Below are 26,500 nucleotides of genomic sequence, written 5' to 3' on the forward strand. Positions count from 1 at the left end.
ACCCAGCTTCTTTGAGTAGTTTCTCTGCCTCACGTATTGTCATAGGCATGCGCACTACCTCCTGACAAAACCATTAACACGTACAGGGCGTATTGAGAAGAGTTAAGGCACTTTTTCGTATTTAAACTGTCATAAACGAGGTTTCGGCATTCTTTTTGATTTTTCTTGTTCATACTCCGCATAACGTTAGACAGATTTATTATAAAATTGAATATCCTTTTCAACTTCTATTTTGGCTTGTTCAATTTCTTTTTGTAAAATCGTTTGCTTTGGCTTAATCATATCTCTTCGCAAGTTTTTATATGATGCGACTCTCGTTTCAATTTCCATCAGTATCTTATTTTCTATGACAGCTTTTTCTTTGATTCGCTGTAACTTCTGTTCTAATCTACCATATATCATTTCTCGTTGATCCATATTCAAAACGTAAGTTAGTTTTTCTTCTAATACTGATTTAGGCGATTTTAACGGAGTTGAGTGCATGGAATACAAAAGTTCCCCCTGCCTAGTTAAAACTTTCATCTCGTTAAAAATATGGTGATTATAAAGCGTTTCTAAATTTCCTGGAATTGCTTTAACAATTTCATCATGAATCACTTTAGGTGTTGCTCGTGCGGTTTCTGGTTCTTCTAAATACATATCCAGGTATCTTTCTAAAGTGCTTAAATAAGACAATTCACTTTGAGTAGCAATCACATATAGATTTGTGGAATAGCCTTTATTTTTTAATTGAGTGTTTGTTTTTATTGGTGTTTCAGTCGTTCTCAATGTTCCTTCTATAATTAGGTTATACTTTTGATCACTTAGGTAATCGATTAGTTCATTTGTGAGGCGATTGGAAAATGGTTTGACGTATTCTGTTACTTCAACGCCAATTTTTTTAGCTAATTAATCATAATTCGGATGTAAAGGTTTAAATGTATCATTATCAACGATAATAATATTCCCTTGCATCTCTTCCAATATCAGTTTGTGAAGTGTTGATTTTCCTGCACCAGATTGTCCACCTAGAATAAAAGCTTGCGGATTTTTAGTCGGATTCATCGAATAAGTGAAATCTTCAATTAAATCCTCGAAAATCGCACAATACTGCTCCTCTGAGTAAGTCGTCCATCATTTATGCCACTCGTTTCTTGGATAGATCTTTTGTAAGCTGATTCATCGAATGCCAATATGCTTTGAGCTCTTCCAATTCTTTCAAGTTTTTATCAAATAAATTACTCCTTTTGTGCTCTTTAAATTGTTGTAAAAGTAAGCACTCAAAAATGGACATATCCGTTTTATCATATCCTGCTTCTAAAATCATGTTTAGTAATCGACCATATACTCTTGCGGACAACTCTTTAATTAACTCAACTTGGTATACTTCATCATAGTTCACTTTCACGCTTATCCCTCCTTAGCTTCAAATAAATTCTACTTTCATTTCTTTTCCCATTGCATGAGCAATGGAAGCTAATTTTTCAAAAGAGACATTGTCTCCACGTTCAATTCTAGCAATAGTTGCTTGTGTTGTATTTGCTCGCTCTGCTAATTCTTGTTGTGTGAGCCCTGCTTGTTCACGAGCATGATATAAGGCAACAGCTGTCTGAAGCTTTTCACCTTCTGCTTGATACAACTCCGCAAATTCTGTGTCTTTCTTCATCTCCTGAATGAACTCATTGATTTTCATTGTCATACCATTCCTTTCTTAATTCTTTTGCATGTTCAATTTCCCGTTTTGGTGTTTTTTCCGTCTTTTTCATAATTCCATGCGTAATGATATAGCGATTGTCTACTACATGAAAATAGAACGCTCGTTGAATATTTGATCCTACTTTACTCCTTAATTCGTATAGATTTGCGTCAATCCTCTTGACCCATTTCAAACGTTGCGCAACTAACAACCCATTTTTTTCTGTTTCTGCAATGATTCGTAGCAGTTTCGCAATGTCTTTTTTTGGTAATAATTTTACCCATTCTAAAAATTCATCGTGCCCATTTTTTCTTTGGTAACTTTCAAATACAATTTTTTCCATAGCATTATTATATCATATATTTTTTTATTATTCTATATAAGATATACAAAAAGGACTTTCCAATAGGAAGAGTTATGATAAACGAGGTTTAGACATTCGTTTTGATTTTTCTTGTTCATACTCCGCATAACGTTGGACAGATTTATTGTAAAATTGAATATCCTTTTCAACTTTTTGTAGTGTTTTTTGCAATTCCGATCGTTCCTTTTGAAGGTTTTCAATCTTCTTTACGATTTGTGTATTGGTTCTAGCGTATGTTTTATTTCTTTCTACATATTCCACAATTTTCTTATCCAATTGTTCTAAAATGTCCTCTGTTTCTAAAAACGTATTCTCAAGTTCAAGCCCTATTGCCTCAAATGATTTATCAAAGTCAAGCCCTTTACTAATAAGAAAATCAAATTCTGTTAAAATTTGTCGCAACTTTATTCTTGCTGAATTAGCATAAAGCGGCACATTTCCACTTTGATTCTCTAAATTTTTTACGACAGTTTTTCCTAGCATCATTTTATTTTTACTAGGATTCTTTTCGTCCACAAAATAAAAACGATCCTGCTTCTTAATAAAAAGCTGGTAGTTCCCATCCTCTAATTTATCGACGCAACGTGCAGGAATTTTAATTGCCGCTTCTCGTTCCAATCCATAATCAATGGTTACATACAGAAATTTATCGGTTTCCTTTTGAACTTGCCAATCCTCTACAAGAATTTCGACTTCTTTTTCCTGACTTTCGTTTTTTATTTTTTGTTGCTGCTTCCAAAGAGCAACGACTTCTTTTTTGGAATAGGTCACCGAATTTCTTTTTAACCTGTCTATAAGATTTTCCTTCAACAAGGATTGATTGTTTAAACTTCGATCTCGAATTTTTCGTTCTTGTTTACTATCTATTAATTGATAGGTGACATATTTTTTTGTATCGTCCACTTTTAGATGCAAAGCAAGTGCTTTTTCTTTGAAATCTTTCCAAGTATTCGCGTGGGTCATTAAAAATTTTAGTTTCGTTTTTATTTCATTCCGATAGGAATTCTGTGCCAAATATTGTTGGTATTTTTTATGGGAATTTTTCAATGTTCGATCAATAATTTTTGCGCCATACTCAAGTGAAATTTGATCTGAAATTTCTTTTAGCTCTTCAAATTGCATTTGTGATTGTTGAAATTTTTTTAATGTTTTCGGATTTGTCGCATTCAATACAATATGATTGTGTATATGATTTTTATCCGTGTGGGTCGCAATGACAAACTCGGCTGAATCTCCGAGATATTTGTTCATTGTTTTCTTACCAATTTCATGAATTTGTTTTGGCGTTAACTGATCTTCTGGCGAAAAAGATTGGACAAAATGAAATCCAAACCGCTCATTTTTTCGTGGTTGATTTCCTATAAGAATTGCGAGTTCACGAGTCAATAACATTTCTTCGAACGCTTGTTGTGGAACATAAATATTTTGTCCGGAAACCAATTCATAATTATTTGTCTTTTTAGGATCAACAATATAGTCCAATGTATTCGCTAATTGTTTTTCACTGTGAATGACGCCATGTGACTTTTTAGGTAAAGAAACAACAGGCATTTTTATCCCTCCGAAAATTCTTTTAATACACTTTTTATTTTTATTTGAAGAATTTTCAATTCATTTTGATAATCCTTCATCAATTCTTTTGTCAAATTTTGTTCTGACTCATTCAAATATTTTGCGATCTGATTTAGGTTATTTCCAATTCGTTTCATTTCAAAATTTGCTTGAGCAATGACAGAAATAATTTCTTCGAAAGAAGAAACATCTGCCACATAAATTTTTTTGTTTAAGCAACACTTACGCACATACAATCCAAAATTTTTTATTTTTGCTTTTCTCATATTTTTTTCAATAGCTTCTTGTTCGGATTCATTTACCCAAAATTTTTTTGGGATATTTCTTATTCTATTTTCTTCTTTCCACATTTTCTTCCTCCTACGAAATTAAAAATCTTTTCCAGTTTTTTCAAGAAAGAATTTTCTCTTCTCAAAAAAATCTTCCCATTTCCCAAAAACGTTTTGACCTCTTTATTTTCTTTTTTCAATGCTTTTTTAACCTCAGAATAGGACATCTCTTAAAATGCATTGTTGCGAGCATACTAAGTGGGTGCCCACTTAGATAAAAAAATCCATCTGCCACAAAAGAAACAACTAACATGGCCTTTTAATTGTCTTTTGTTTCAGCTGGATTTTTTCTTTTTTGGGGCGCTGCCCCAATCCCCATTTTCTAAAAAAGATTTTACTTTTTTCTATTTTTGGATTTAAAAAAATTCGACAACCAAAGTCAAAAATAAATTTTTCAAACTAAATTTTCTTTGCTTAAAAAATTTAAAGCAATTTTTTTGTTTCTACAGAAATTTATTTCCCGAACAAAAACTTATTTTTACAAAATCAATCTAAAAAATAAAATGCCCACAAAAAAATTAAGAGATAAAAAATAGTTGATTCGGAACTAGATAGATCTATTTTACGATACAGTTAGAAAATCGAATCAAATTTTTCGTATTGTCTTACAACCAATTCGCAAATAAGTTCTATCGCAAACTCGGGTAACGATTGAATAAATTTTTTTGCCTGTATATATTCTTCTAATTCCTCTTTTTCAAGTAGCGGTTCCAATTCTTTAATCATCACGTTAAATGAATGAAGTAACTTTTTCTTTGGGACTGGAAATTCTTTTGAATAAGAAATAGCTTCAAAAATTTCTATTCCATACCGTTCTTCTTTTCTAAGCTCTTCACTCATAATGGAACCCCTTCTTTCATTTTTGCTTTATTTTGAGATTGTTTTTTATTTTTTTGTAAGTCACTTTGTTTTTCTTTTGCCATTTCAATTTCAGTTTGTAGCGTTGTTTTTTTCAGTTGAGTTTCTTTTTGCTTGTTTAATTCCAAATCAATGGTTTCAATTAATTCTTTTGCTGTCGCTTGAACTTTTTCCATCACGTCATACAAATCTTCACTACTAATTTTATCTAATCCCCAAGAATTGAGATAGCCTAGTGTATACTTTGATGTATCAATTCCATAATTATTTGCGACAATATACGCAGTCGATTCTGCTTCTAATTCTTGAATGGAATATTGTTTTTCTCCAAACGAAGTCTCAGTATTTTGATGAAGTTTTGCGTGCGTCACTTCATGAATGAGTGTATGAATTAAATCCGCACCATGTAATTTCGAATTGATGAAAATCTTTTGTTCAGTCGAAGAATAATAACCATCTATTTCTAATGGTTTTAGTTCAATTTCTACTTTGCTTATTTCTGCTAACGCAATAAACAACTTTTTCGTAAGACCTGGGTCTTGATTAAGATAAGCTACTGGTTTAGGAATTTTTTCATATTCTACAAGCTGTTTATCTTCAAATACTGTCCCCAATTTAAACCCTTTTACTTCCATTACTTTTTCATTTTTTTCGTTTAAAACTGGCTGCCCATTCTCGTATTTTGCACCGATAATAGGCATAAAAATTTTATACCCCTTCGATCCTTTTTTAATGTGGTAGCCTCGCTCTTTCCATTTTGTAAATGTTGCTACATGTCCAATAGTAGGTTTTTGTTTGAGTAACAACTGAATATTTTTTATCGAATATTTTGGACACTTAGCAACAAAATCCAAATAATTTTTAAATTGATCCGATTGTTTAAACTCTTCAACCTGATCTTTTAAAAAGTTTCCTAACTTACGTATATCTCGTTCTGCTAACAACGTTTGAAGTTGATCTGATTGTTTTGATGAATCTTGTACCATTCCTATGCTCCTTTCAAAATGACCACGAAAAAAGAGGCTCCCTTCATGCAAGAGAACCCCTTAAAAATATTTTCGTCATTAGAATGTTTTCGTTTTCTTATAACCCAAAAACGTGGTGATGCTGAATAAAATCAAACCAAGAACTGAAAGGGCGGTGTGTTCTTCTTCCCCAGTTTTTGGTAAAACTTTTGTTTGACCATCGGCTGTTTTGACTTCAATGTTGCCGCTTGGTAATTTCTTCACTGGAATTGCTACATCTTTTACTAATTCTCCTTGTTCATTTTGCACTAGCGGTGTTCCATCTAACACACCGACAATCGTTTGACCGGTTGCTGCCTTTAATGGTGTGGCAGGTGTTGGTACATAACTGATTTCCTTTACATCACTTGTAACAATCGGTACACTAGTTCCTTGAGAAGGATCGGTCGTTATTTCCCCAGCTGGATCCACCGGTACGGTTACTTCTTTTGCGGGAGTAACCGGTTGGTTTTCTTTCTGTGTTGTTTCTTTTTTAGGCACTACTGTCGGTTTGCTTGGCTCTTCTTTGGGTGTTTCTACAGGTTCTTCACTCGTAGAAGCTGTAGTCGGTTGTTCCTTACTTGACGAATCAGTCGTAGAATCAGACGTATCCGTTGTGCTTGGCTCAGTTTGATCTACTGGTTCAGTTGGCTCACTTGGTACTGTCGGTTGACTCGGTTCGGTTGGTTGTTCTGGTTCTACAGGGACGGTTGGTTCACTTGGCGTGACAGGTGGTATGCCAGGATCAACCGATGGCTCCACGGATGTTGTCGGTTCTGTTGGCGTAACAGGTGTACTTGGATCTGTTGGTGCTTCAACTGGTGGTGTACTTGGATCCGTAGGAACTACTTTCTCCGCAAAAGCAGCCGTTCCAAATGCCCCAACAAACAGCGTTGCACTAAATAAACTGGTTAAAACGATTCTTTTCATAAAAAATTCCTCCTAAATTTTTTGGTTTAGTGATTGATTTCAAAAGGTTCCTCTTTAGGGATCGTCATGACTTTGTATTGTTGGTCTTGTTCCTTGATAGAAAAAGACACTTGTTGGGTCGTCGTTTGTTCTTGAGGATCTTGCAAGGTCACGATATACGCAAGGTGCCATGTCGAGCCTTTACGCTTAGCTTCCCAAGGTAAAATACTTTTGACTTGTTTATCTGTCCCTGAAACGTCTTTTAATAAACCTTTATCGACAAATCGGTTGATTCTCTCCTGTACTTTCTCCCCTTCTGTTATGCCGGTGTAATAATTCGTTAAAAAATAGCGACTAAATGTGTCGATTTGTGGTTGTTGTTGGACTTGTTTTTCCAAGTTGTTCAATTGCTCGCTCACTTCACTTGGAATCTTAGGCTCTGATTGAACAGATTTTCCAAGATAAAATGTGCCTAAGAGTAAGAAAAATAGGCACATGATTTTAAGAAACATCGCCAGTTTAACCGTCATTCTTCTTTCTGTGTAAGGAGGCTGAACGACGAACCTTCGCTTTTCTTTTTCTGAAGAAGCTTTCTTTCGCTTAGGTGGCTTCTCTTGATTAAACGAATCCAATAAGGCTTCGAAATTTGTCTCTTCAGAAACAGGGAGATGAAATATTTCCGTATGAATCACTTTTTCATCTTTCGTATATTTTGTAATCACTACTTTTAATCTCCGAAGAGCAGATAGTTTTATTAGTTTTGCGTTTATATCAATCATTCGCGTAACAAAATCTTCAAAATAGAAAAATTCTTCTGGATGTTGCAAAAAATCGTCTATTTCTGTCTCAGAAAATACATATTTAAAAGGTCTCTTAGTAATCATCTTTATGTTCCTTATAATCAATTCCCAATAGCTCAATCGCTTCTTCGATACTAACGTTGGATTCTTCCAACATTTCAATCAAATAATCCTTTTCAACGTTCGCCATTTTCTTTTTGAGCTCTTTTAAATCCTGATTAATTTTATTTCGTCTCTTAATTAATGCTTCTTGACGATCCAATAATTCTTGTTTCTTTTCCTGTAGCGTTTGATCCATTTATTCATCACTCCTTTTTTCTAAAAAATCGCCAATAGCCTGTCGATTCGTACCTGCATACGTATGATCTCGATAAATAAACGTTGGGACAGAATAAACATTGTATTGCGAGAGAAAGCGCCAATTCTCTTCCTGGTTAAGATTGATGAATTGGATATCTTGATGCAAAAGATCCCACAAATAGACTTGTAAAAATACTTTCTGGCAGTCTGGACAATCGTCACGGTAAAAAAAGACGATTTTTTCTTCCTGAATGCTAGAAACAACAGCTAAGCTTTTTTCTTGCCTGAAACAGCCATAACCGATGAGCCCAATAATTAGGAAAACAAGAAACACAAATAGAAACACACACTTCTTTCGCCTATTCATTGAATGTCCCCATAAACTCTATTGAAACGAATTGGTTTCTTAGTGAATCGTATTCTGCTCGATACGTAAATTGTGCTTCTTGTGGCTTACTACCTGCAATTGACACAGCATTTTTGATCAGAATGAATACGTTCTGTCTTTTATCTTTGGTGGCAGAATAATAGATGGCTATCGGTTCATGGATCCGAGAAACCGATTGAACAGAAGCCTGGTAAGAAGCTGCTTCTTTTGGAAAAAATTCTTCCAATGTCTCTTCACTTACAAATTCACGTGCTTTCTCACGTCTTTCTTTGAGCGTATCTTTTTCTGAATCATAATTAAAAAGACTTGAAAAAACCGCCTTAGCCGCATGTACCAACGAGTCATTCTGGGTATTATTTTTTTGTGAATATAACTGTTCGTATCGTTGATTGGCTTTTTTTATGTTTCCTTCTAACACTTCAATTTTCTCCTCTTGTTGTTGTCTCTCTTTCTTTCCTTCAATATGAATACCAATAGAAACAATGAGCACCACAAAACAAATAATTGCCACTATCAGACAGATTCTTTTCCATACCGTCACGTTCTCTTGCATCTCATCTTCTCCCTTGTATAAATTCCACTTGAGCCACAATCGCTTGATCAATCACACGCCAAGAACGTGTCCCAGAACCTGGATTCACCACGTTCGTCTCGCTGACTAAGATACTGCCATCTGGATTGACATATTCACACACGGCTACGTGCCCATACGGTGGGGCTGATCCAGCCAAACCACCATAGAAACTGGCTGCCCACCCCACTTGTGGTTTTCCTTTTACTACGGTATACCCTTTTGCACGCGCAGAAGCTCCCCAGGAGCCGCCATTGCCGCCATCACCTGAAAACCATTCAATTGGTGTGCCAAGTTGTGCCATGCGATTATAGGCCCCAAATGTACACTGTCCAAACGGATAATTGTTCCCGGCATAGTTTTTGTTGTCGGGCGGGGGCAAAGTGAGTTTGCCTTTGTATTCCGCTGGAACATCTAATGTAGGTGCATTAGTTGTTCCAACAGATTCTTTGCTAGAAAATTGATTCACCACACAGCCGTCTTCATCTGTTCCAGTGTCCAAATCATTTGATAAGCCATCAACAGAACCAAACCAATAGTCCCCGTACAACACATTTTCTTTGCAGGTTTCTCCAGGTTGTGGCTCTTCGATAATCTTGCCATCTCCGAGATAAATCGCCACATGGTGGGCACTACCAGCAGCTCCCCAAAAGACTAAATCTCCTGGTTTTGCTTGATCTTTCTCCACTTTTTTTACTTCTGCTGATTGCAACTCCGAAGTTGTTGGTAAATCAACTCCAACTCGTTGATACACCAACATGGTCAATCCACTACAGTCCATTCCAGTTTCCCATTCACGACCACCCCAGACATAAGGCACACCGATACGACTTTTGGCCAATGCAACGATTTTGTTCCGTTTTGATGCATTGATAGAAGCCTGATCTTCTTTCTTCTGAATCAGAAGTGGATCTCTAAGGCCAGCTCCTGCTTTATAAGGCGTTGTCCCATACTTGGTAATCGCTTCTTGATCAAGCCATTGATACTTTTTTCCTAAACTCTCATAAGCCGCCAACAAGCTTGTTAAATAGCCTGGATCTGTAGCCCAACCACCACGAAAAATTGCTTGTAACGCACTGGGGCCATTTGTATTATTAATCGCTCCATTATACAACGTTTGATGCGCCATAAACTCGGCTTTACCAACAATGCCGGCATTGTAATCCTTAAAGTACGTGTAAGCACCACCGGTATTATCTCCCACATTGGTTCCAGGTTTCGTTCCAGTAATATCCACCGCATCTTTACCAAACGTTGCTAGTGTGATGGGAAAGTCTTCCAAACGTGACGTCTTGACACCGCCTAAGTTATGTGCCTGCCAAAAGGAGGTACCCGAGGGATTTGTAAAATTAAACCCATTTTCTACCATGGTTTGTGCAATACTGGCAGATGGCAAGAACCCTCCTGCCTTCCAAGAAAGAATATAGGCATCTTTATGACTTTTAATAAAGTCATAAATTGATCGTGGAGCTTTAGAAATATTTTCTGTCGTGATCCTATCACTATAACTAGGATGAGAACATTGATTTTCTTTTATAGAAACAAACAGCGACAAAAATAAGATAAGCAAAATCCCTGTGCCGACTATTCCAATTAAAGGAAAAGAAAAGGTACTCACAAAAGTAACCGTCGTGGAAACAACCGATTTAGCTATAGCAACGGTTGATGTCACTGCCTTTTCTGTATATACTTTTGCCTTAGGCAGTGGTTTCATTTTAGGGAATGGACGATTTTTACTGGAATAAGAAGGCCTCTTGCTTTCTAGTATCGGTCGAACATACTTCTTCATTCCTCGGTTATTTGTAAATCCATTTTTCTTAAGGAATTTATCTTGTATTCCTTGTTTGGAGAGATAAATCGTCTTTTTTGTAGGCTTTTTTGTAGGCTTTTTTAACAGTTGTTTAAACGCATTCGTTGCCTGTTCCTCTTCGTCCTCACTGGAACTTTGTTCCATCAATGGATCTACAGTTGATGCTGCTTTTTTTAGTCCTTTTCCTGATTTGTAAAATAGCCCTTGGTTTGATTGCTGCTTTTGTGACTTCTTTGGGCTATATTTTTTTAACAACGAAATACTTGATGAAAAGGAATTGGAATGAGCAGAAACTTTTCTAACGTTTTTAAATCCCTTTGTATGTTTAAATCGTCTAAACTTCGTTGGATAAGTTTTTCCTTTTTCCAGTCGATAATTTTTCCTAAAACCTGCTTTTCGTGTAGATTGACGCAAGTTTTTGGTTAGCTTTTCATTTGTTTTAAACGTAAATTTATCTGATTGTTTTGCAGCCATATGAATCCCTCACTAATCTGTCTGCATAATCCGATACAATTCTGTTTCTTTAGGAATAGTGTTTTCAAAAGGAACAATTGTATTTCCCGCTATGATCAATCCACTTCCTTTGGCTGGCGTTTTTAAATATTGTTCTTGTTGTTCGGTTAAGTTGTAATGCTGTTTGATAATATTAATCGCAAATTTTTTCTGCTTCAACAATACCAAGAATTCAGAATTAAAGAACATCGAACGTCCTTCTTCTGTTGTCAGTACCGTATCGATAAATTGGGTAATACCTGTCGGATTCCCACCATATTTTCTTATTCGTGCCCAAATATCTTTGAATTTTTCTCTCGTTATTTCACTTGATGTTCCGGATAATAATACTTGTATTTCATCAAAATACACCCAAGTTGTAATCCCTTTTGCATTATTCTCTACGACGCGTTGCCAAATTTTTTCTTCTAATGCCATAAAACCAAATGGCTTAAATTTATTTTTTAATTGGCTGATATTGTACACAGTGAATCGTGAAGTCAAATCAACATTCGTTTTATGAGCAAAAATGTCCATGGATCCTGTAATATAGAGCTTCAATTTGTAGGCTAAATCTTGCGCTTCTTCATTGTTGATAGTAGCTAAAATCTCATACCAATCATGCAATGTTGGATGTTGATGTTGCTTATAGGTTTTGATTGTGACTTCATCAATAATCGATTCTTGAATTTCTGAAATATTCTCAAATAAAGAAGAAAACAAACTAACTAAAAAGCTTGATTTTAACCCGATAGAATCATCATCGGTTTCCAACCAATCTTCATCCGGTAGATCTAAAATATTGATATGTTGCTTTGTCTTAGGGGCAATTTTCACCAATTGTCCATCAAAGATTTGAGTCAACTCATTATATTCGTTATCTGGTGAAAGGATAATCACTTCATCTTCTGGATTTTTTAAAAGTGTCGTAATGATCTCATATTTTGCAGTCATCGATTTTCCTGAACCCGAAATTCCGGTAATTAAACCATTGGAGTTATCCATACTTGGATCTCTTCGATTAATGGCAATAATATTGTTGGAAAATAGATTAATGCCATAGAATTTCCCTTTAAAATGGTTGATATCTACCGTTGTAAAAGGCGAATTAATCGACAAATTAGGGGTGATTAAATCTCTTTGATACGTTTTTTCACAATCAGTAAAATTCATTCCGATTGGCAAAATAGAATTTAATGCTTCTTCTTGTAAATACCCAAGAGAAGCAAAAATCGCTCCGTATTTCTCCCCAATTGCTTTAATCATTCGTGTATTCTCGTCTCTTTCTTCGGACGTTTTTCCTGTTACATAAATAAGAAAAATAGACGAAAATTGTTTGTCTCCTGTCTCACGAACAAATTTAATTACTTCATCAAGATCTGCTTGCGCTTCTTTCGTCGCTCGCCCTATAAAATCTGGTGAATACCCTTCTTTATACGCCGCTTTTTGTTGTTTGATTACTTCACTTTCGACATTTGTCGCTTGTGCACGTAGCCGTTTATTTGTTTCCATAATAGAATACGGTTGTGCTTGAATTGTAATTACTAGTTCTTGTCCACATTCTGCCAAATCTTTAAAAAGATGATCCGAAAGCTCCATTGGAAATTCCCTTAGATACAGCACTTGATTGAAACGCTCCTCTACATCAATCGCTGTTTTAGTAAATTTAAGTGATGTAGGAGCAATCAAATCCTTTGTAGTCAACATTGAACGTCGAATATCACCAAAATTTCCATATAGTGGCTTATTTGGGTTTAGAATTTTATTCATCACACGTAGACGATCAAAACCAGATAATGACTGAATCGGCACCTCAATACTGGCCAATGTATTTGCCATAAGTGTGTGCGTGTTTTCCAATTTTCCTAATGCTTTTTCTTTGTTTTCTGCTTTTGTAGCGATAGTAATATATCGATCAATCTGATAATTGTTTAATCCTTTTTGATAGTTTGTCATAATCATTTCGTTCAATTCTTTTCGGAAATGGTCGTATCTATCATTTTGTAGAGGAAATTCATTTTGTACACGGTATTCTTGTTCATGTATCTTTGAAACAACTAACGTAAGCTGAAAATGTTGTTCATTCGATAATGTATTGATCATCGAATTATATTGGGTAATGATATTGATTTGTTCCTCATTTGTTGCTGTTGCATAGTTAGTCGATCCCAACTCATAGGTCATCGAATAGTGATCATCGACAATATGCATCAAGCCGTTTTCAAAAAGAGACGTATAGCGTAATACATTCTGACTTGAACTATTTTTTGCTTTCTGTGCATTCTTCTTTAATCGATTCAACCGTAGCTTCTCTGTTTTGGATAAAGGTGGCTGTCTCTTTGACTTTTTTCGATTGAATAAATTCTTTACGTTCATAGTTCACGATCCTTTCTGTTTGATAGGTTCGTTTTATAGGCTTGTTTAAATACGCCCATTTCAACTTAAACCAACGATCACTTGGCAAGCCATTAATTTTTATCAGAAAGAAAAAAAGACCGATAAAAAGACTTATCATGAGTGGCAACTCAAAAAAGATTGCCTCAATGTGAAAAAAGAACGAGTTTAGACTCATAAAAATTGTCACAACACCAATCAGTAAAAGAGCAAGAAATTGCCGTAGTGTTAATCCAACAATCTTGTTCTTTATCTTTGAACCATCTTTATATACTTTTATCTCCATGCTATCCTCCTAGTCCTACAACGGATTTTGAAATTTTACCTGATTGAATAACCAGTACCATCACAATAACGGGTTGCACTAACGAGGCAAACCCACCTGCAACGGCTCCTTCTACATGTGGCGCAGAAAATGCATTACTGATCCCTAAAACAATTAGAATCACAAAACCTTGCAAAGAAAGTGCACAGTAATGTTTTAGAAAACCAACACCAATTGAACGATACTCACTTGAAGCAAATGAAGAAAATGCGATTGGTGCTAAAATTGTATAGACATAGAGTTGAAACGCACGCATACAGACAATTACGACAATAACCAAAGAAGAAATAGACCCTACTATAAATGTAATCGCCCAGGAAAGAATTTTGCCTAGTCCATCAAAAGCACTAGGTACTGCCGGAGAAGCAAAGGCAAAAAGTCGATAAGAACCCGTTCCTTTGATTAAATTAATCGCACCAACCACAATCTCATTAATAAAAGGTAAAATGAAAATTGCCCCTGAAACCAAAGCGCCAGCAAGCAGTGTATTCACACACGCTTGAAACATTGTAATCGGCACAACTGTTCCTTCATTGTTTTTATTTGCCGTTTCAAAGATTTTTGCCAATTCAAAAATTAAGAAAAAAACAAGTAAATAGATCCCTACTTTCGTTGTTGACTTCGCCATAATTGCAGTAACGTACTCCCACCCTTTGTCATTCAAATGCTCTGCTTGTCCTCCAAGGACTTTAAATAAATCCATGACATTTCCTCCTTCAGTTTTTAGAAAAAAGAAGTAGTGAGTGGTGGACTATCTCCCTTTGATTCCTCCGTTTTAACGATACATTAACTACCTGGAGGTGCCGTAAGCAACTGTACAAGTCCAGCAGCTCCCCCTAAAAGCAACCCTCCTAAAATTAACATGATCCCTCTTGTTCGTTGTCCACCATTGGCTTCTGCCATACTTTCCGCAATTTGGATCACTCCAACGATAATCAAGCCAATTGCCCCAGCACCAAAGAACCACGTCAGCAACCTTTTGATTGTATTTAATGCTGCCGTACCCACTACTAAATGAGGTGGAAGACTTCCTAGCCATAATAACGTTTTTGTTTTCATTTACGTCACTCCTTCTATTTCTACCATTTGTTTGGGGGATAATGTTTGATTGTAATAATCATACGCTTCTCCCAATGTTTTAAATTCTGGTGTAAATTCATACCAGTTTTCGTCATTTTTATGTTTACTCCATTCTTTCGATAATGGATGCCCGCCAAAAGGATACTTTTTTCCTTTATACATGGGCATTGAAGAGATTGAAACTAAGCATTCTTCTCGAGATAGTTCTGCAACTTCTGATTGTGTAATTAACTCTCTCCCTAAAACTTCATGACTAATGGAATACGAGCCATTTCGTCCTCTATTTTCCGAATTCTTTTTCATCCGAATCGTTTCTTTTCCTGCACGTTCAGAAAAGAGTTTTTGTGTATCAGGTTCTGTAGAACCTGCAAGATAAAGCAAGGTATCGCAATTCCCAATAAAGCTTTTCCAGTCATCTTTATACATACTGATCAACTGATTCAGATTTTGAATGATAATATCTATACTCATTTCACGCGAACGAAAAACAGCCAATGCTTCTTTTATATTGGGGATTTTCCCTAAATTCGCAAATTCTTCTAAGATAAAACGAATATGATTCGGTGGATTTCCCCCATACACATAGTCAACTTGGTATTCCAATGTTCGAAAAGCTAGAATAAAAATCATTGTCACGAGAAAATTGAATGTTTTATCCATATCGGGAATCGTAAGATAGACAATGGTCTTTTTCTCAATCCAAGTTTCAATTTCTAAATCATCATCTTCTAATAGCTCACGAATATCCTGTAAATCGAACATAGAAAATCGTGAAGTTGCAATAGCCAAAACACTACTTCTCGTTTCTCCTTCATAGCTTTTGAAACTCTCGAATTGCATCACAGCATAATTATCCGAACCAAAGCGGTCTTCAAATTGTGAAAACATAATCTCTAACACTGAAGGAACCGCTTCATTTTCTCTTTTTAGTAAACGAATCAGATCAGAGATATGGTATAGAGCAGGCAATTCATTTGTCCCTTCAATTCTTTTTTTAGGATTCCCTTTATATTTGTAATACAAAAAAGAAAACAATGCGCTCAGTAATAACTCTTCTGATTTATCCCAAAAAGGTTCCCCTTTGCGATTATTTTCTCCATTGGTCGCATCTATAATCACTTGAATCACACGTTTCAACGTAATTTCATCATGAATATACTTAAATGGATTGAAATGGTTACAATTTTTAAATGTACTTACATCGAAGTTTTTAATCTGGTAGTCATGATTTTCCATCATTTGTCCTGTCTCATGAAGTAATCTCCCTTTAGGATCTGTCACTACATAAGAGGAATGACATTGAGATATATTGGGCTTCACAAATAATTCTGTTTTACCTGCACCTGAACCAGCAACCAAAAGAATATTTTTATTTCTTTGGTATTTCAACGGCATATTCTTCGTTGTTAAACTCATTTTGACATCTTTTGAAAGCAGAATATTGTTGTCTTTCCAATCATTATCAGCAAATTTTTTCATTTCTCTTGCTGTTGCCCAACGAGCAGAGCCATATTCTTCTCCTTTTCGATATTTTCCATCTCCTAAACTTAGCAAAAACAAAAGAAACGCGATAATGAAGCCTAAAAAAAGGGCCAGCAATGGATAGACTTCAAACCGGAATAAGAAGTTTCCATCTATAAGAGTAGTCAACACATTCGTTGCACTATTTATTAATTTATATATTCCTTCTTCTTTCTCGAGAAGAAGAAAATAAGTGAATATATGAAAAAAATATCCCAAAACGATTCCTAAAAGTAAAAAGCACACAAATTTTAGTTTTATTGCAAAAGAACTAGCTTGCATCAAACGCTCTTCCTTTTCTTAATTGTTTTGTTTAACGATTGTTTTGGTGCATTCTTCAAGAGTTCTTGTTGGATTTGTTGCGCGTTCTGGATTTCTTCTTTCAATGTTGGTTCTTTCTTACCTTTTGTTGGTTTTACCACTGACTCTTTCTTTAGATATTTTTGCGGATTCTCTTGCATATCTCGCATAATTTTTTCTGTCGTTGCTAGAATCATGTTTCGATCTTTCGCATGAAAAAGTAACTCAATTTTTCCATCTGGTAATTTCCGAGAAAAGAAGTCAACACCAGTTGTTTTATACTCTTTTTTCAACGCTTTTAATGCCGTTTTGCTATTGGCTAAACTTTCGTTTAGTACCTCACTGTCTGTAAAACGAGCGATTTTCGCCTGTGTATTTAACTTTGTTTTTAACAACGGATATAAATAACGAATACTATCTTTTCCAGCAGATAAAATAACTCTTACTGCTAATTCGTCTTCCACTTTAAACCCACTCCCTTCTCAACTAACCGTGACTTCTATTATCGAAAAAGAATCATCAATTGAAGAACTAATTTCCAGGTAATCAACCATGTTTTTAGTAGTACGCGAAGAGGAATAATAAGTGTCCAATAAAAGAATTTTTTCATTTGTTTGTTCCTTCTCGTAATATATATTTTGAAACGATTTTCATCGTTCCAGTCACCCTTTCGGGTTATTCCTTATTAAATAACTTTAAAACCTTGGCTATTGACTTTTGTTCCTGAATAATAGACTTGTGGAAACGGTCTATCGGAACACTGCTATTTTCCTTTGTAGCTATGACTACAGCAGAAAGCCTGCGTCCCGACTTATTGGTTATCATGCCTCAAACCCATTAGCTGTACCGTTTACTTTTTATACTATTTCTAGTAGGAAATAGAGTGGCTTTTAGGAAGTAAACAATTGAGTACTATTAAGCGAGACTGCGGTTATCCAATAAGGTTCAGGGATAAACTTCAATAGCTAAGTATTTCCAAATAATTTACGAAAGGAGGCCCTTCCATGAAATTATTTATCGGTTTAGATGTTAGCTCTCAAAAACTAGATACTTGTTTTTTAACAGATTCAAAAGAAATTCTATTTGAAGATTCACTTAGCAACGATTTGATCGGAGCCAGTGAAATCAAACAAAGAATTCTGAAGTACCAAGAAACCTGCGGCTTCATTCGAATTGTCATAGGCATGGAATCAACTTCTGTTTATAGTTTCCATCCATCAATGTTTTTCTATCTAGATGAAGATTTGAAGCAGTTACCTGTCGAGGTCACTGTAGAAAATCCTTATAGAATCAAACAGTATTCAAGAATGTTTGATCAGGATAAAACAGATAAAATTGATGCACGGATCATAGCTGATTATCTGCGAGTAGATCTTCATACACTATCTCCTATTAAAGAAGAAATCTATGTTGGGCTTCAACGATTGACAAGATCTCGTTATCAATTAGTCACACAAATGGTGGAAGCCAAACAACATTTTTTAGAAAATCTGACGTATAAATGTAACACCTTATCAAAAGAACTTGCGAATGAAGACAATAAAACTTCTGTATTTGGAACTACGATTATGAATCTCCTAACAGAGGACATTACCTTAGATGAATTTTCAGAAATGCCTTTGGAAGAAGCAGCCGAATTACTTCAAAAGCTAGGAAAAGGTCGATTCAAAAAACCTGAGCAACTTGTCAAAAGTATTAAAAAAGCTGTTCGTAGTTCTTATCGTTTAGGTAAAGTAACCAAGAACTCTATTGACCTTGTGTTAGGAATAATCGCCAATGAAATCAAATTTCTAAAAAAACAGATTAAAGAAATCGAAAAAGCCATTACTGCCTTACTTGAAACAATTCCAGAGGCCCAATGCTTATTAAGCGTCCCAGGTTTAGGGCCAGTTTATACCGCAGGCTTAATCGCTGAGATTGGTCAAATCGAACGATTTGACGATCAATCTAAATTAGCAAAGTATGCAGGTCTAACTTGGACTAAGAATCAATCGGGGAACTCTCAATCTGAAAACACACCACTAAATCGTTCTGGAAATCGCTATTTTCGTTACTACTTAATTGAAGCCACCAATCGAGTAAGAATCACGCTTCCAGAATTTAAAGAGTACTACCAAAAAAAGAAAAATGAAGTCCCTAAACACAAACATAAGCGAGCGCTCGTCTTAACCGGGAGAAAATTTGTGCGCTTGATCGATGTGCTACTACGCAACGGTCAACTCTATCAGCCAACGAAGGTGGTGATAGAAAAATAACGTAAAGTTATTTGCGCAAACCCTCGTAATCAACCCGAAAAAAATCAAATTTTCGTCGGGTCTAGTTCAGTGCGATCTAATCTTTGAAAATCTAACTCATGTTTTAAAATTTCTATCTTGACTTATTACCATTAGGCTTTCTTTACCGATTCATTGCCTCATCATTCAATTCAGAACCTGGTACAAACTCCACATACCTCATCGGATGTCTTTCCTGTTCCCCTGTTTCGGGGTTCACTAGGCGTATTTCTTCATGAACAATTAAAAATTTCCCAAAACGATTAAATTTGATTTCTTCTCCACTTTGTAAATGCTCAATCATTTTATCCAGTAGTAAACCAAACAAACGATTAATCGTTTGGCTATTCATCTCCATTTCTAACGCAATTTCTTTTGCTATATCACGAATCACGACGTCCGATCATTCAAATCCCTTCCTTTTTTCTGTCGCTTGTGCTTTGCGACTTCATGCCAATATTTTCTAGAAAATTCTCGATTACATGCTCTTCTTCTTTCTTCTAAAATCTCTCGATTGCGCATTCGACTGTTTGAATAAATTGGTCGTAATTCCAAAAATGTAATATCGTACCCGTTTCGTTGCAATTCTTCTACAAAAAATTTATCAAGTGTCATTAGCACTGAACCCTTCACCTCACCCTATGAAAATAAACCAAAGACAACAAAAACACCCTCGAAAATCACTTTCTCCGAGGTTTTAAAATAGTTCCTACCATTTTATTCAAAACGTCTGAAATTGCAAAATACGCTGTATTTTTACCGATCTGTTTTTTCAACCTCTTTCTTATCATTAAACAAGCGGCTAGAAACCTCTAACCGCTTGTTCCCCTGTTTTTGGCAACATCAGCACAACAGCTGCTTGTTTTTCTAAACGAATGGTTCTACTGGTATTTAAAGACGTTTTTTCATGTGACCGCCTCACTTAAAAAGCATAGTTAAAAATATTCCTACAGCTGTTGAAGCATTTAGAACAGTGAGTGAAAAAACGAAGAAAAATCTCTTTTTTGTGTAATCTTTATTGAGTAAACAATAAAAAAAGAAAGCTGCTAACACACACAGCACCAAACCGACCAAAACGAACACATTAGTTTCCCCTGTTCTTTAACCATTATTCATTGATTGACGCTTTTGAAAGAAGACAAAACTAGATACTAGAAATACGATACTGCCTACGGCAGATAAAAAGAAATTCATTTCCATAACTAAAAAAGAAGGACGAATGTGATTGTCCTTCTTTTCTGTTCTCTTTATTTTGTTTCTTTTTTACGTTTAAAGCCTAAGCCTGCTAAACCAAGCATTGTAACTAAACTACCAACTACCGTTAATAAAACATTTTGTTTTTCGCCTGTTTTCGGCAATTCTGGCACCACACTTGCCTTTTCTACTACTAATGGCTCTACTGGTGCTTGCAGTGTTTTTGGTGCTGGTGGCACAATTACTGTTTTTTCTGGTGGTGTTTGTGGTTTTTCTGGCGTATGTGTTACTATCGTATTGGTTTTAACCGTTTCGTTATTGAAAGATTCTTCAATCGTGTTGGCAACGTTCCCCGCCGCAATTCGTTCTACACCAATGAACGCTTTCCATGAATGCGCAACGTTTTTGTTTTCTTTTAGATTCATCGCATCCAAAAAGGCTTGACTGGCCGTGATTTTCACTACTCCTTGCTCAAAGGTCATCGTAAACAGTTTCGAAATGTCGTCCCCTTTGATCACTTTGGTTCCGTCTGCCAAAACAAAGGTAGAATTGGCAAACACAGACCATTGGCCACTAAATTTGTCATGTTTGACGTCTAGTTTGTCACTAATCGACCATTCTTCCACAACACCGGCATATTCTGCAGGAAGATCACTACTTGTAAATTCATAGAAGAATTTCTCCCCTAATTTGATTGTGGCACCATTTTTACTTTGTTTGTCACCGACTTTAATAACCACGTCTTTTTTAGGGTTCACTTTTGGAATATGGTTGACAACGGTATTGGTTTTAATTCGTTGACCAAATGTATTTTGTTCTGCTGAATTATAAACATCCCCAAAAACATTGGCTTTGACTTTTGTAGGGAGCGTTACACGCAATTCTTGCCCACCATACGCTAGAATAAAGGCTTGTGAGTCTTTAGCAGAAATCATTACGCTTCCTTTTTCATCGTCCCAAGAGATCGTGAATTGATTCGTAATGTCTACCCCTTTAGAATCTTTGACACGAAGGAAGTCTTTGATTGGTGACACTTTCGTTTCGTCGTAATCATCGAAGAAAGAAACGCCTGTCGCAAGATCGACTGTATCAAAGGCAAAGTCTTTATCGTACCCTTTTAAGTCCCAGGTCATTTCATAAGAAAGAACATCACCACGAGCCACTTTTCCATGATTAATGTCTTCCCCTTTCTTGTTATGAACGGCTTTAGTTGGTTTTGGATCATCAGGTGTATGCGTCACCACCGTATTAGAACGAACAAGCTCTTTGTTGTAGTTTTCTGTTTGCGTGTTTTCTACGTCACCTGTTTTGACCCGTTCAACTTCAAGGAACACACTCCATGCTTGTTTTCCTACTTTGTTGCTTCCTTCATTTAAGGCAGCCAATAATGCTTGATTCATCGTAAACATCAAGTCTTTATTGTCTTTGTTTTCTAAAAGAATGTAGGCTGAAATATCTGTTCCTGCTTTTAACGTTTTGCCCCCTACTTTAAGGTCATAGTTCGTAATAGCGTGCCATTTCCCTGTGAAACGATCATAGGTTGTGTCCAAGACATCATTCATGCCCCATTCTTCTGTGATTCCGCCATAGTTGGCTGGACGTTCGGAAGATTTCACTTCATAATAAATTTTTGTCTGTAACGGAATATCTTTATCATGTAGAGAAACACTGCCAACTGTTCCGTTTTTGTTTGCTTTTACGTCTTTGGAAGGAGTGCTACCTGGTACATGGTTAATCACCGTATTCGTTACCGTTTCACCATCATTTGTGAGTTGAACCGCAGTATTCTCAAAATTGCCTTCTACATTTTTCACCACAAACGGCAAAACAAGCAAATACTTATACCCCATTGGTAACACAACGAAGCCGTCTGCGTTGGTTTTCATCATTGCTGTGACGGTGTTTTGGTCTAAATGAAGGTCATAAGAAGCGGTCACGTCCTTCGCTTTTCCTGAATGAATCGCTGCAGCAACAGCTTTTAAGTCTTTTTCGTTTAGACTTGCGTCTGCTTGATAAACCTTCACTTTGGATAAATCAATCGTCACTTTTTCTGCATCAAAGGTATCTCGAATCCCTTGTTTGGTTACTGTTTTTGAATCTACTTTGGCAAGTTCTGTCGTATCCCCTGTCACAATGTATTGTAAAGAATCGCCACGTTTCACATTTAACTCATTGATATTTTTCTGACCGTCAGTGACTTCTTTATTTGGAACAAGAACAGGAACGACATTGGCTTTGTATCGATTGAATTCAATCGTTGCTTTCACTGGTTTCTTTGGAATATCAAATTGCTTTTTAGGTGTAATTGATTTTGCATTTAAATTGGTACTAAAGGCGAACCACTGTGAACCTGATCCATTTACCTTTCCATTCGTTGTCGCACCGAATAAAAAAGAAATTCTACCGCCATTCTTAGCCAATCCAACCGCAGAACCATAGTACGCTTTAGGTGAGCCCACCGCATCCCAATCGCTGTTTTTCACCTTATTCGGACCTCTGCCATAATCAATGTCTACCTTCGAATAGTATTTTCCATCTGCTTGTTTCTTAATGTACGAGCCATTGATTTGTTTCACTTCGTTTTTTGTCCCAAAATTAGACACAAATTCCGCATGATCCGCTGTCGTCTTCGCTCCTAAACTAGAATTTAAAGAAGATAACGCATAAGCAAATGGCGCATTTGAATCAGGTAACACTTCTTTTCCAGTAGAATCAAAGAATTTGATTGTCAGACGAACTTTTACATCTTTTCCGTTCGCGTTTTTTGTTCCAACAAACGCTGTAATGATTGGATTATTTGAAAAAACGGCGTTTAATGTGCCACTTTTACTTGGAGCTGATTGTACTTCATAGATAAATTCTGCTTTTGTGATTTTCCGGTTTAAATAACTAGCGTTTAGCCCTGTATAGGTCACCGTCACTGGCTTGTTTTTTTCTAAAAGAACTGCGTAGCCTCCTTTGGGGCCAAATTCTGCCGCAATTACTTTTGAATTTTGGAACGTTCCTTTCGCTTTGCCTCCAAGGTCTTTTCTTAACTTCGTAAAAATATCTTTAGATTCTCCAGGAGCTACTTTATTAAAATCAGAAGCTTTAATGAATTTTCCACCTGTAATTGACGAAATTTTCGTATCTTTCGTTACGATGGATTGGTCAAATACCAAATTCTTACTAATTGGTTCTTTTACATACCCATCTTCATTTTTATGTTTGTTGTACTCAGCGACTTCTTTATCATAGCGCTCTTGTTCTGCTTTATTTTTTGCCGCAATTTCTGCATTTTCTTTAGCAATCTTTTCGTTTTTAGCTTTTAATTCAGCGGCTTGTTGGGCAATCTTTTTCGCTTGTTCTTTTTGTAGTTGGGCCACTTCTTTTTCTTTTGCGGCTAACTCTTTAGAAGAAACAGTGCCCACATCTTCTGCTGGTTTTTCAACGACGGTAATGTTCGGGTCTTTTTTCGCGTCATCAATCGCTTGATCAACGTCCGGTGTTTCAAATTCTTTCGAAATGGACGTTGCTTTATTGGCCTCATTTTCACCTGGCGCAACCTCTGTTGGCTGTCCTAGAGGTTCATTGGTTGTTTCAGGACTGACTACTGGTTGTTGGACGTTTGTGGTATCATTTGGAGTAGCTGAACCTTGTTCAGCACCTCTATTTCCTGACACTACTTCTTCTGCTTTGGTCGGTTGAGAAGTAGTGTCTATTGGAGCTGGTGATTCTACTGGCGATACTTCTGCCGCTGGTGCAGTTTCACTTCCTGCCTGTGGAATAGGAGTATCTGGTTGCACCGTCGTTGTTCCTGGTTGCGTATCCAATTCCGCGGCTTGCACATGATCTGTAGCTAATCCTACGGCTCCTAACACGCCTAGAAAAATAATGGGAGCAACAATCCAACGCTTCTTTGCTTTGTACATTTTAAACCGTTTCTTTACCTCTACTTCTGTCTGATTACTCATGAAACATTCTCCTTTGATTTTTTATTTTTTCTTTTGTGGCTTTACACTTTTAGTGCAGCAAGGGGCCGTTGCTTTTTCATCATCATTTTCCTCCAAAAAAAGAGAACCGAAAGTATCTTCGATTCTCTTACTTATTTTTTATTCAGTTAACACACAATAGATGCTGTTTCAATTGATTATTAATAATTGTTTTTAAGTTTTTTATTCTTAAAGCTGACTGCACCTACAGCCATCAGTATGTGGTAAATTTCTGCTTTTTTATTCTTGTTTTACTTCACGATATTCTGGACATATTAATGCTCAATTGTTGCTTCTGCCTTATTTAACTCTTACACCGCTTTTACATATTTTGATTGTGCACTTGTTAAACTGTATAATGAACCATTTGCTTTTTAGTTATATTTTCTTTGTCTAAATTGAATACTTTCTTCAATTTCTAAATCAGCAACTGTCATATCAATAAACAGGATTCTATTGTATTGATACAAACCTAAAAATTTATTTCCTTCTCTTCCACTCAGCAATATGCTTCCTCATTACAGCACACGAATGATTATAGTTTGTACCTGTATATCAGCTACAGAAAGTTACTCATATTTTGAAAATCATTACCTTTGGAACGTCTTCCTCTTTTCAGCTTCCCAACATTCAGTACAAACTATATTTTAAACTTTCAGTACCCTTTTTTATAAAGTCTCTTTCTAAATTTGATTCTGATACGAACAAGAAATCAACATTATTTTTAAAATTTTGTAAGTCCTTTTTTTACTAACACATTAAAAGAAAGCTTCCCGGAAAAATTTATATACCAAATAGTTTTCAAAATAAACAAAAAAGACGCCCATTTTATGTTTTGGACGTCTTTACTAAACTAAATACTTATTTAATTCTAGTCTTTTTAGATAAGTTATTTCTTTGTTTACTGATTTTTACTCTTCTATAATCGAATCCTATTTCCGCCATCAACTCCTCCCAGTTTTTATTTGTTCTTCTCATAATTGTATCAACTGACGGTAAACTTGATGATTGAACAAGTTTTCGAAACTTCGTCATTGATAGATCATTTTCTAAATTTAAACGTATTATTTCATTCCTTAATTCTAATAATAGTTCAAAATCAGTAAGTGATGGTTTATCCATTCTCTTTTTAAACAGAGGTCTTACATCTTGAAATCTCTTTTTTAATGTACTTAATGAAGGAACATCTTTCCCCACTGATTTTTGTTCATACATTCGCTGAGAAGTTATTTTCTCTGTCTTAATAAAAGATTCTACTATTTTCAGTAAATCTTTTTCTGATATTCGTTTCCATTTTCCATACTCAGTATTTTCAAAACCAATACTAACCAATAAGTTTTCCCATGAACCATATTTTTGATTAATAAACCACATACTCGGGACAGAATTTGGATTTTTCGAAAGTTCCTTCTGATATTGCCGACTAGATTTTATTCCATGTTTTTCGATAAATTCAGAAATCAGTAAAATCAATTTTAAATCACTTGTATTTTTCCATACGACACGTCTATCGTCTTGTCTCATGATGAAAACTCCTACAATTTATTTAAATAGAAATCTATCACACCAACTTTTTAGCAAAAAAGTATATGTTTTGCTTTTTTTAAAAAAAGTCAGTCTTTTTAGCAACTCGGGCTCAAAAGTCGCTAAATTCGGTAAATGTTTTGGTATTCTACGTATTAAATTTGTCGTCAAGTTGACTACTAATTTTTGACCTATTTTGACGACTCAGATAGTCAAAGTCAGAAAATCTAGGACAATTTAGGGGAATATGATAAAAAATAGTACAAAACATCTGTATATAATTTAAACCTATGATAGAGAAAAAAGAAAAAGTCCTTGATATACAAGGACTTTTCACAAATTTCAGATTTTCAAGAAAGTTTTTCCGTGTCTATCTTCTGATTTCTTTGATACGAGCTGCTTTTCCGTGTAATGCGCGTAAGTAGTAAAGTTTTGCACGACGTACTTTACCGTAGCGAACCACTTCAATTTGAGCAACACGTGGTGTGTGTAATGGGAATGTACGTTCCACACCAACACCATTTGAAACTTTACGTACTGTGTAAGTTTCGCTGATTCCAGCACCACGGCGTTTAATTACAACACCTTCGAATAACTGGATACGTTCACGAGTACCTTCGACTACTTTCGCATGAACGCGAACAGTGTCACCAGGGCGGAACGCAGGAATATCCGTACGTAATTGTTCTTGTGTTAATTCTTGAATTAATGGATTCATTTTATCCTTCTCCTTATTCCCAAATATTCTTATGGTCACTTCTGCCACAGCGGAATATTGTAATAGTTAGAGCGCATTGCACTCACCAAATTAGTTTACCACAGACAAAATAAGCTGTAAAGAGAATT

26 protein-coding genes and 1 pseudogene are annotated in these 26,500 nt (G+C 35.7%); 1 reads left to right on the forward strand and 26 read right to left on the reverse strand.

Annotated elements, in window-relative coordinates; translation table 11 throughout:
- Positions 1-186 precede the first annotated feature (186 nt).
- From AB1I62_RS09175 to AB1I62_RS09270, 20 genes and pseudogenes are all read right to left on the reverse strand, one after another.
- Positions 187-1,044 (reverse strand): annotated as a pseudogene (locus tag AB1I62_RS09175) (zeta toxin family protein).
- A 73-nt stretch (positions 1,045-1,117) separates the two neighbouring features.
- The gene (locus AB1I62_RS09180) at positions 1,118-1,387 is read right to left on the reverse strand and encodes an antitoxin (RefSeq protein WP_179189880.1); all 270 of its coding nucleotides are present in this window, start codon (positions 1,385-1,387) and stop codon (positions 1,118-1,120) included.
- An 18-nt stretch (positions 1,388-1,405) separates the two neighbouring features.
- Positions 1,406-1,672 (reverse strand): helix-turn-helix transcriptional regulator, encoded by a 267-nt coding sequence (locus AB1I62_RS09185; protein WP_367019222.1) that lies wholly within the window; start codon positions 1,670-1,672, stop codon positions 1,406-1,408.
- Positions 1,659-2,018: a type II toxin-antitoxin system RelE/ParE family toxin gene (locus tag AB1I62_RS09190; protein ID WP_367019223.1), complete on the reverse strand. Its 360-nt coding sequence runs from the start codon at positions 2,016-2,018 to the stop codon at positions 1,659-1,661. Before AB1I62_RS09190 ends, AB1I62_RS09185 begins: the two co-directional genes overlap by 14 nt.
- Positions 2,019-2,090: 72 nt before the next feature.
- Entirely contained in the window at positions 2,091-3,590 is a 1,500-nt protein-coding gene (locus AB1I62_RS09195) for a relaxase/mobilization nuclease domain-containing protein (RefSeq protein WP_367019224.1), read from the reverse strand.
- A gap of 2 nt (positions 3,591-3,592) precedes the next feature.
- Positions 3,593-3,961, reverse strand: coding sequence for a plasmid mobilization relaxosome protein MobC (gene mobC, locus AB1I62_RS09200; RefSeq protein WP_367019226.1), 369 nt, complete (start codon positions 3,959-3,961; stop codon positions 3,593-3,595).
- A gap of 552 nt (positions 3,962-4,513) precedes the next feature.
- Entirely contained in the window at positions 4,514-4,780 is a 267-nt protein-coding gene (locus AB1I62_RS09205) for a hypothetical protein (RefSeq protein WP_367019227.1), read from the reverse strand.
- Positions 4,777-5,784: an ArdC family protein gene (locus AB1I62_RS09210; protein WP_367019229.1), complete on the reverse strand. Its 1,008-nt coding sequence runs from the start codon at positions 5,782-5,784 to the stop codon at positions 4,777-4,779. The genes AB1I62_RS09205 and AB1I62_RS09210 overlap by 4 nt, the downstream gene beginning before the upstream one ends.
- Positions 5,785-5,862: 78 nt before the next feature.
- Positions 5,863-6,732, reverse strand: a complete 870-nt coding sequence (locus AB1I62_RS09215; protein WP_367019230.1) for an LPXTG cell wall anchor domain-containing protein — start codon at positions 6,730-6,732, stop codon at positions 5,863-5,865.
- 26 nt (positions 6,733-6,758) lie between these two features.
- Positions 6,759-7,595: a hypothetical protein gene (locus AB1I62_RS09220; RefSeq protein WP_367019231.1), complete on the reverse strand. Its 837-nt coding sequence runs from the start codon at positions 7,593-7,595 to the stop codon at positions 6,759-6,761.
- A complete protein-coding gene (locus AB1I62_RS09225; RefSeq protein ID WP_367019232.1) occupies positions 7,585-7,809 on the reverse strand; it encodes a hypothetical protein in 225 nt (74 codons plus the stop codon). The genes AB1I62_RS09220 and AB1I62_RS09225 overlap by 11 nt, the downstream gene beginning before the upstream one ends.
- On the reverse strand, positions 7,810-8,178 hold the full coding sequence (locus AB1I62_RS09230; protein WP_367019233.1) for a thioredoxin family protein: 369 nt from the start codon (positions 8,176-8,178) through the stop codon (positions 7,810-7,812).
- The gene (locus tag AB1I62_RS09235; RefSeq protein ID WP_367019234.1) at positions 8,171-8,752 is read right to left on the reverse strand and encodes a hypothetical protein; all 582 of its coding nucleotides are present in this window, start codon (positions 8,750-8,752) and stop codon (positions 8,171-8,173) included. The genes AB1I62_RS09230 and AB1I62_RS09235 overlap by 8 nt, the downstream gene beginning before the upstream one ends.
- 1 nt (position 8,753) lies before the next feature.
- Positions 8,754-10,388 (reverse strand): NlpC/P60 family protein, encoded by a 1,635-nt coding sequence (locus tag AB1I62_RS09240; protein WP_367019432.1) that lies wholly within the window; start codon positions 10,386-10,388, stop codon positions 8,754-8,756.
- Between the two features lie 678 nt (positions 10,389-11,066).
- Positions 11,067-13,373 (reverse strand): VirB4-like conjugal transfer ATPase, CD1110 family, encoded by a 2,307-nt coding sequence (locus AB1I62_RS09245; protein ID WP_367019235.1) that lies wholly within the window; start codon positions 13,371-13,373, stop codon positions 11,067-11,069.
- Complete coding sequence (locus AB1I62_RS09250) at positions 13,333-13,752, reverse strand: PrgI family protein (RefSeq protein WP_367019236.1); 420 nt, start codon at positions 13,750-13,752, stop codon at positions 13,333-13,335. Before AB1I62_RS09250 ends, AB1I62_RS09245 begins: the two co-directional genes overlap by 41 nt.
- A 1-nt stretch (position 13,753) precedes the next feature.
- Positions 13,754-14,494: a hypothetical protein gene (locus tag AB1I62_RS09255; protein ID WP_367019237.1), complete on the reverse strand. Its 741-nt coding sequence runs from the start codon at positions 14,492-14,494 to the stop codon at positions 13,754-13,756.
- Positions 14,495-14,577: 83 nt separating this feature from the next.
- A complete protein-coding gene (locus AB1I62_RS09260) occupies positions 14,578-14,850 on the reverse strand; it encodes a hypothetical protein (RefSeq protein WP_367019238.1) in 273 nt (90 codons plus the stop codon).
- Positions 14,851-16,521 carry a VirD4-like conjugal transfer protein, CD1115 family gene (locus AB1I62_RS09265; RefSeq protein WP_367019240.1) on the reverse strand — a complete coding sequence of 557 codons (1,671 nt, stop codon included), beginning with the start codon at positions 16,519-16,521 and terminating at the stop codon, positions 14,851-14,853.
- A gap of 152 nt (positions 16,522-16,673) precedes the next feature.
- Positions 16,674-17,156 (reverse strand): hypothetical protein, encoded by a 483-nt coding sequence (locus AB1I62_RS09270; protein ID WP_367019241.1) that lies wholly within the window; start codon positions 17,154-17,156, stop codon positions 16,674-16,676.
- 540 nt (positions 17,157-17,696) lie between these two features.
- Here AB1I62_RS09270 and AB1I62_RS09275 point away from each other — a divergent pair.
- Entirely contained in the window at positions 17,697-18,947 is a 1,251-nt protein-coding gene (locus AB1I62_RS09275; protein ID WP_367019242.1) for an IS110 family transposase, read from the forward strand.
- A 142-nt stretch (positions 18,948-19,089) separates the two neighbouring features.
- Here AB1I62_RS09275 and AB1I62_RS09280 read toward each other — a convergent pair whose 3' ends face one another.
- From AB1I62_RS09280 to rplS, 6 genes are all read right to left on the reverse strand, one after another.
- Positions 19,090-19,359, reverse strand: a complete 270-nt coding sequence (locus tag AB1I62_RS09280; RefSeq protein WP_367019243.1) for an HU family DNA-binding protein — start codon at positions 19,357-19,359, stop codon at positions 19,090-19,092.
- Positions 19,356-19,580 carry a hypothetical protein gene (locus AB1I62_RS09285; RefSeq protein ID WP_367019245.1) on the reverse strand — a complete coding sequence of 75 codons (225 nt, stop codon included), beginning with the start codon at positions 19,578-19,580 and terminating at the stop codon, positions 19,356-19,358. The genes AB1I62_RS09280 and AB1I62_RS09285 overlap by 4 nt, the downstream gene beginning before the upstream one ends.
- A 632-nt stretch (positions 19,581-20,212) precedes the next feature.
- Positions 20,213-24,112, reverse strand: a complete 3,900-nt coding sequence (locus tag AB1I62_RS09290; protein WP_367019246.1) for an LPXTG-anchored aggregation substance — start codon at positions 24,110-24,112, stop codon at positions 20,213-20,215.
- A gap of 392 nt (positions 24,113-24,504) precedes the next feature.
- Positions 24,505-24,636, reverse strand: coding sequence for a hypothetical protein (locus tag AB1I62_RS09295; RefSeq protein ID WP_367019247.1), 132 nt, complete (start codon positions 24,634-24,636; stop codon positions 24,505-24,507).
- 355 nt (positions 24,637-24,991) lie between these two features.
- Positions 24,992-25,654, reverse strand: a complete 663-nt coding sequence (locus AB1I62_RS09300) for a hypothetical protein (RefSeq protein ID WP_367019248.1) — start codon at positions 25,652-25,654, stop codon at positions 24,992-24,994.
- Positions 25,655-26,024: 370 nt separating this feature from the next.
- A complete protein-coding gene (rplS, locus tag AB1I62_RS09305; RefSeq protein ID WP_002357176.1) occupies positions 26,025-26,372 on the reverse strand; it encodes a 50S ribosomal protein L19 in 348 nt (115 codons plus the stop codon).
- Between the last annotated feature and the right edge of the window lie 128 nt (positions 26,373-26,500).

The sequence above is a fragment of the Enterococcus sp. AN402 genome (genome assembly GCF_040719405.1).
Lineage (GTDB): Bacteria > Bacillota > Bacilli > Lactobacillales > Enterococcaceae > Enterococcus > Enterococcus faecalis.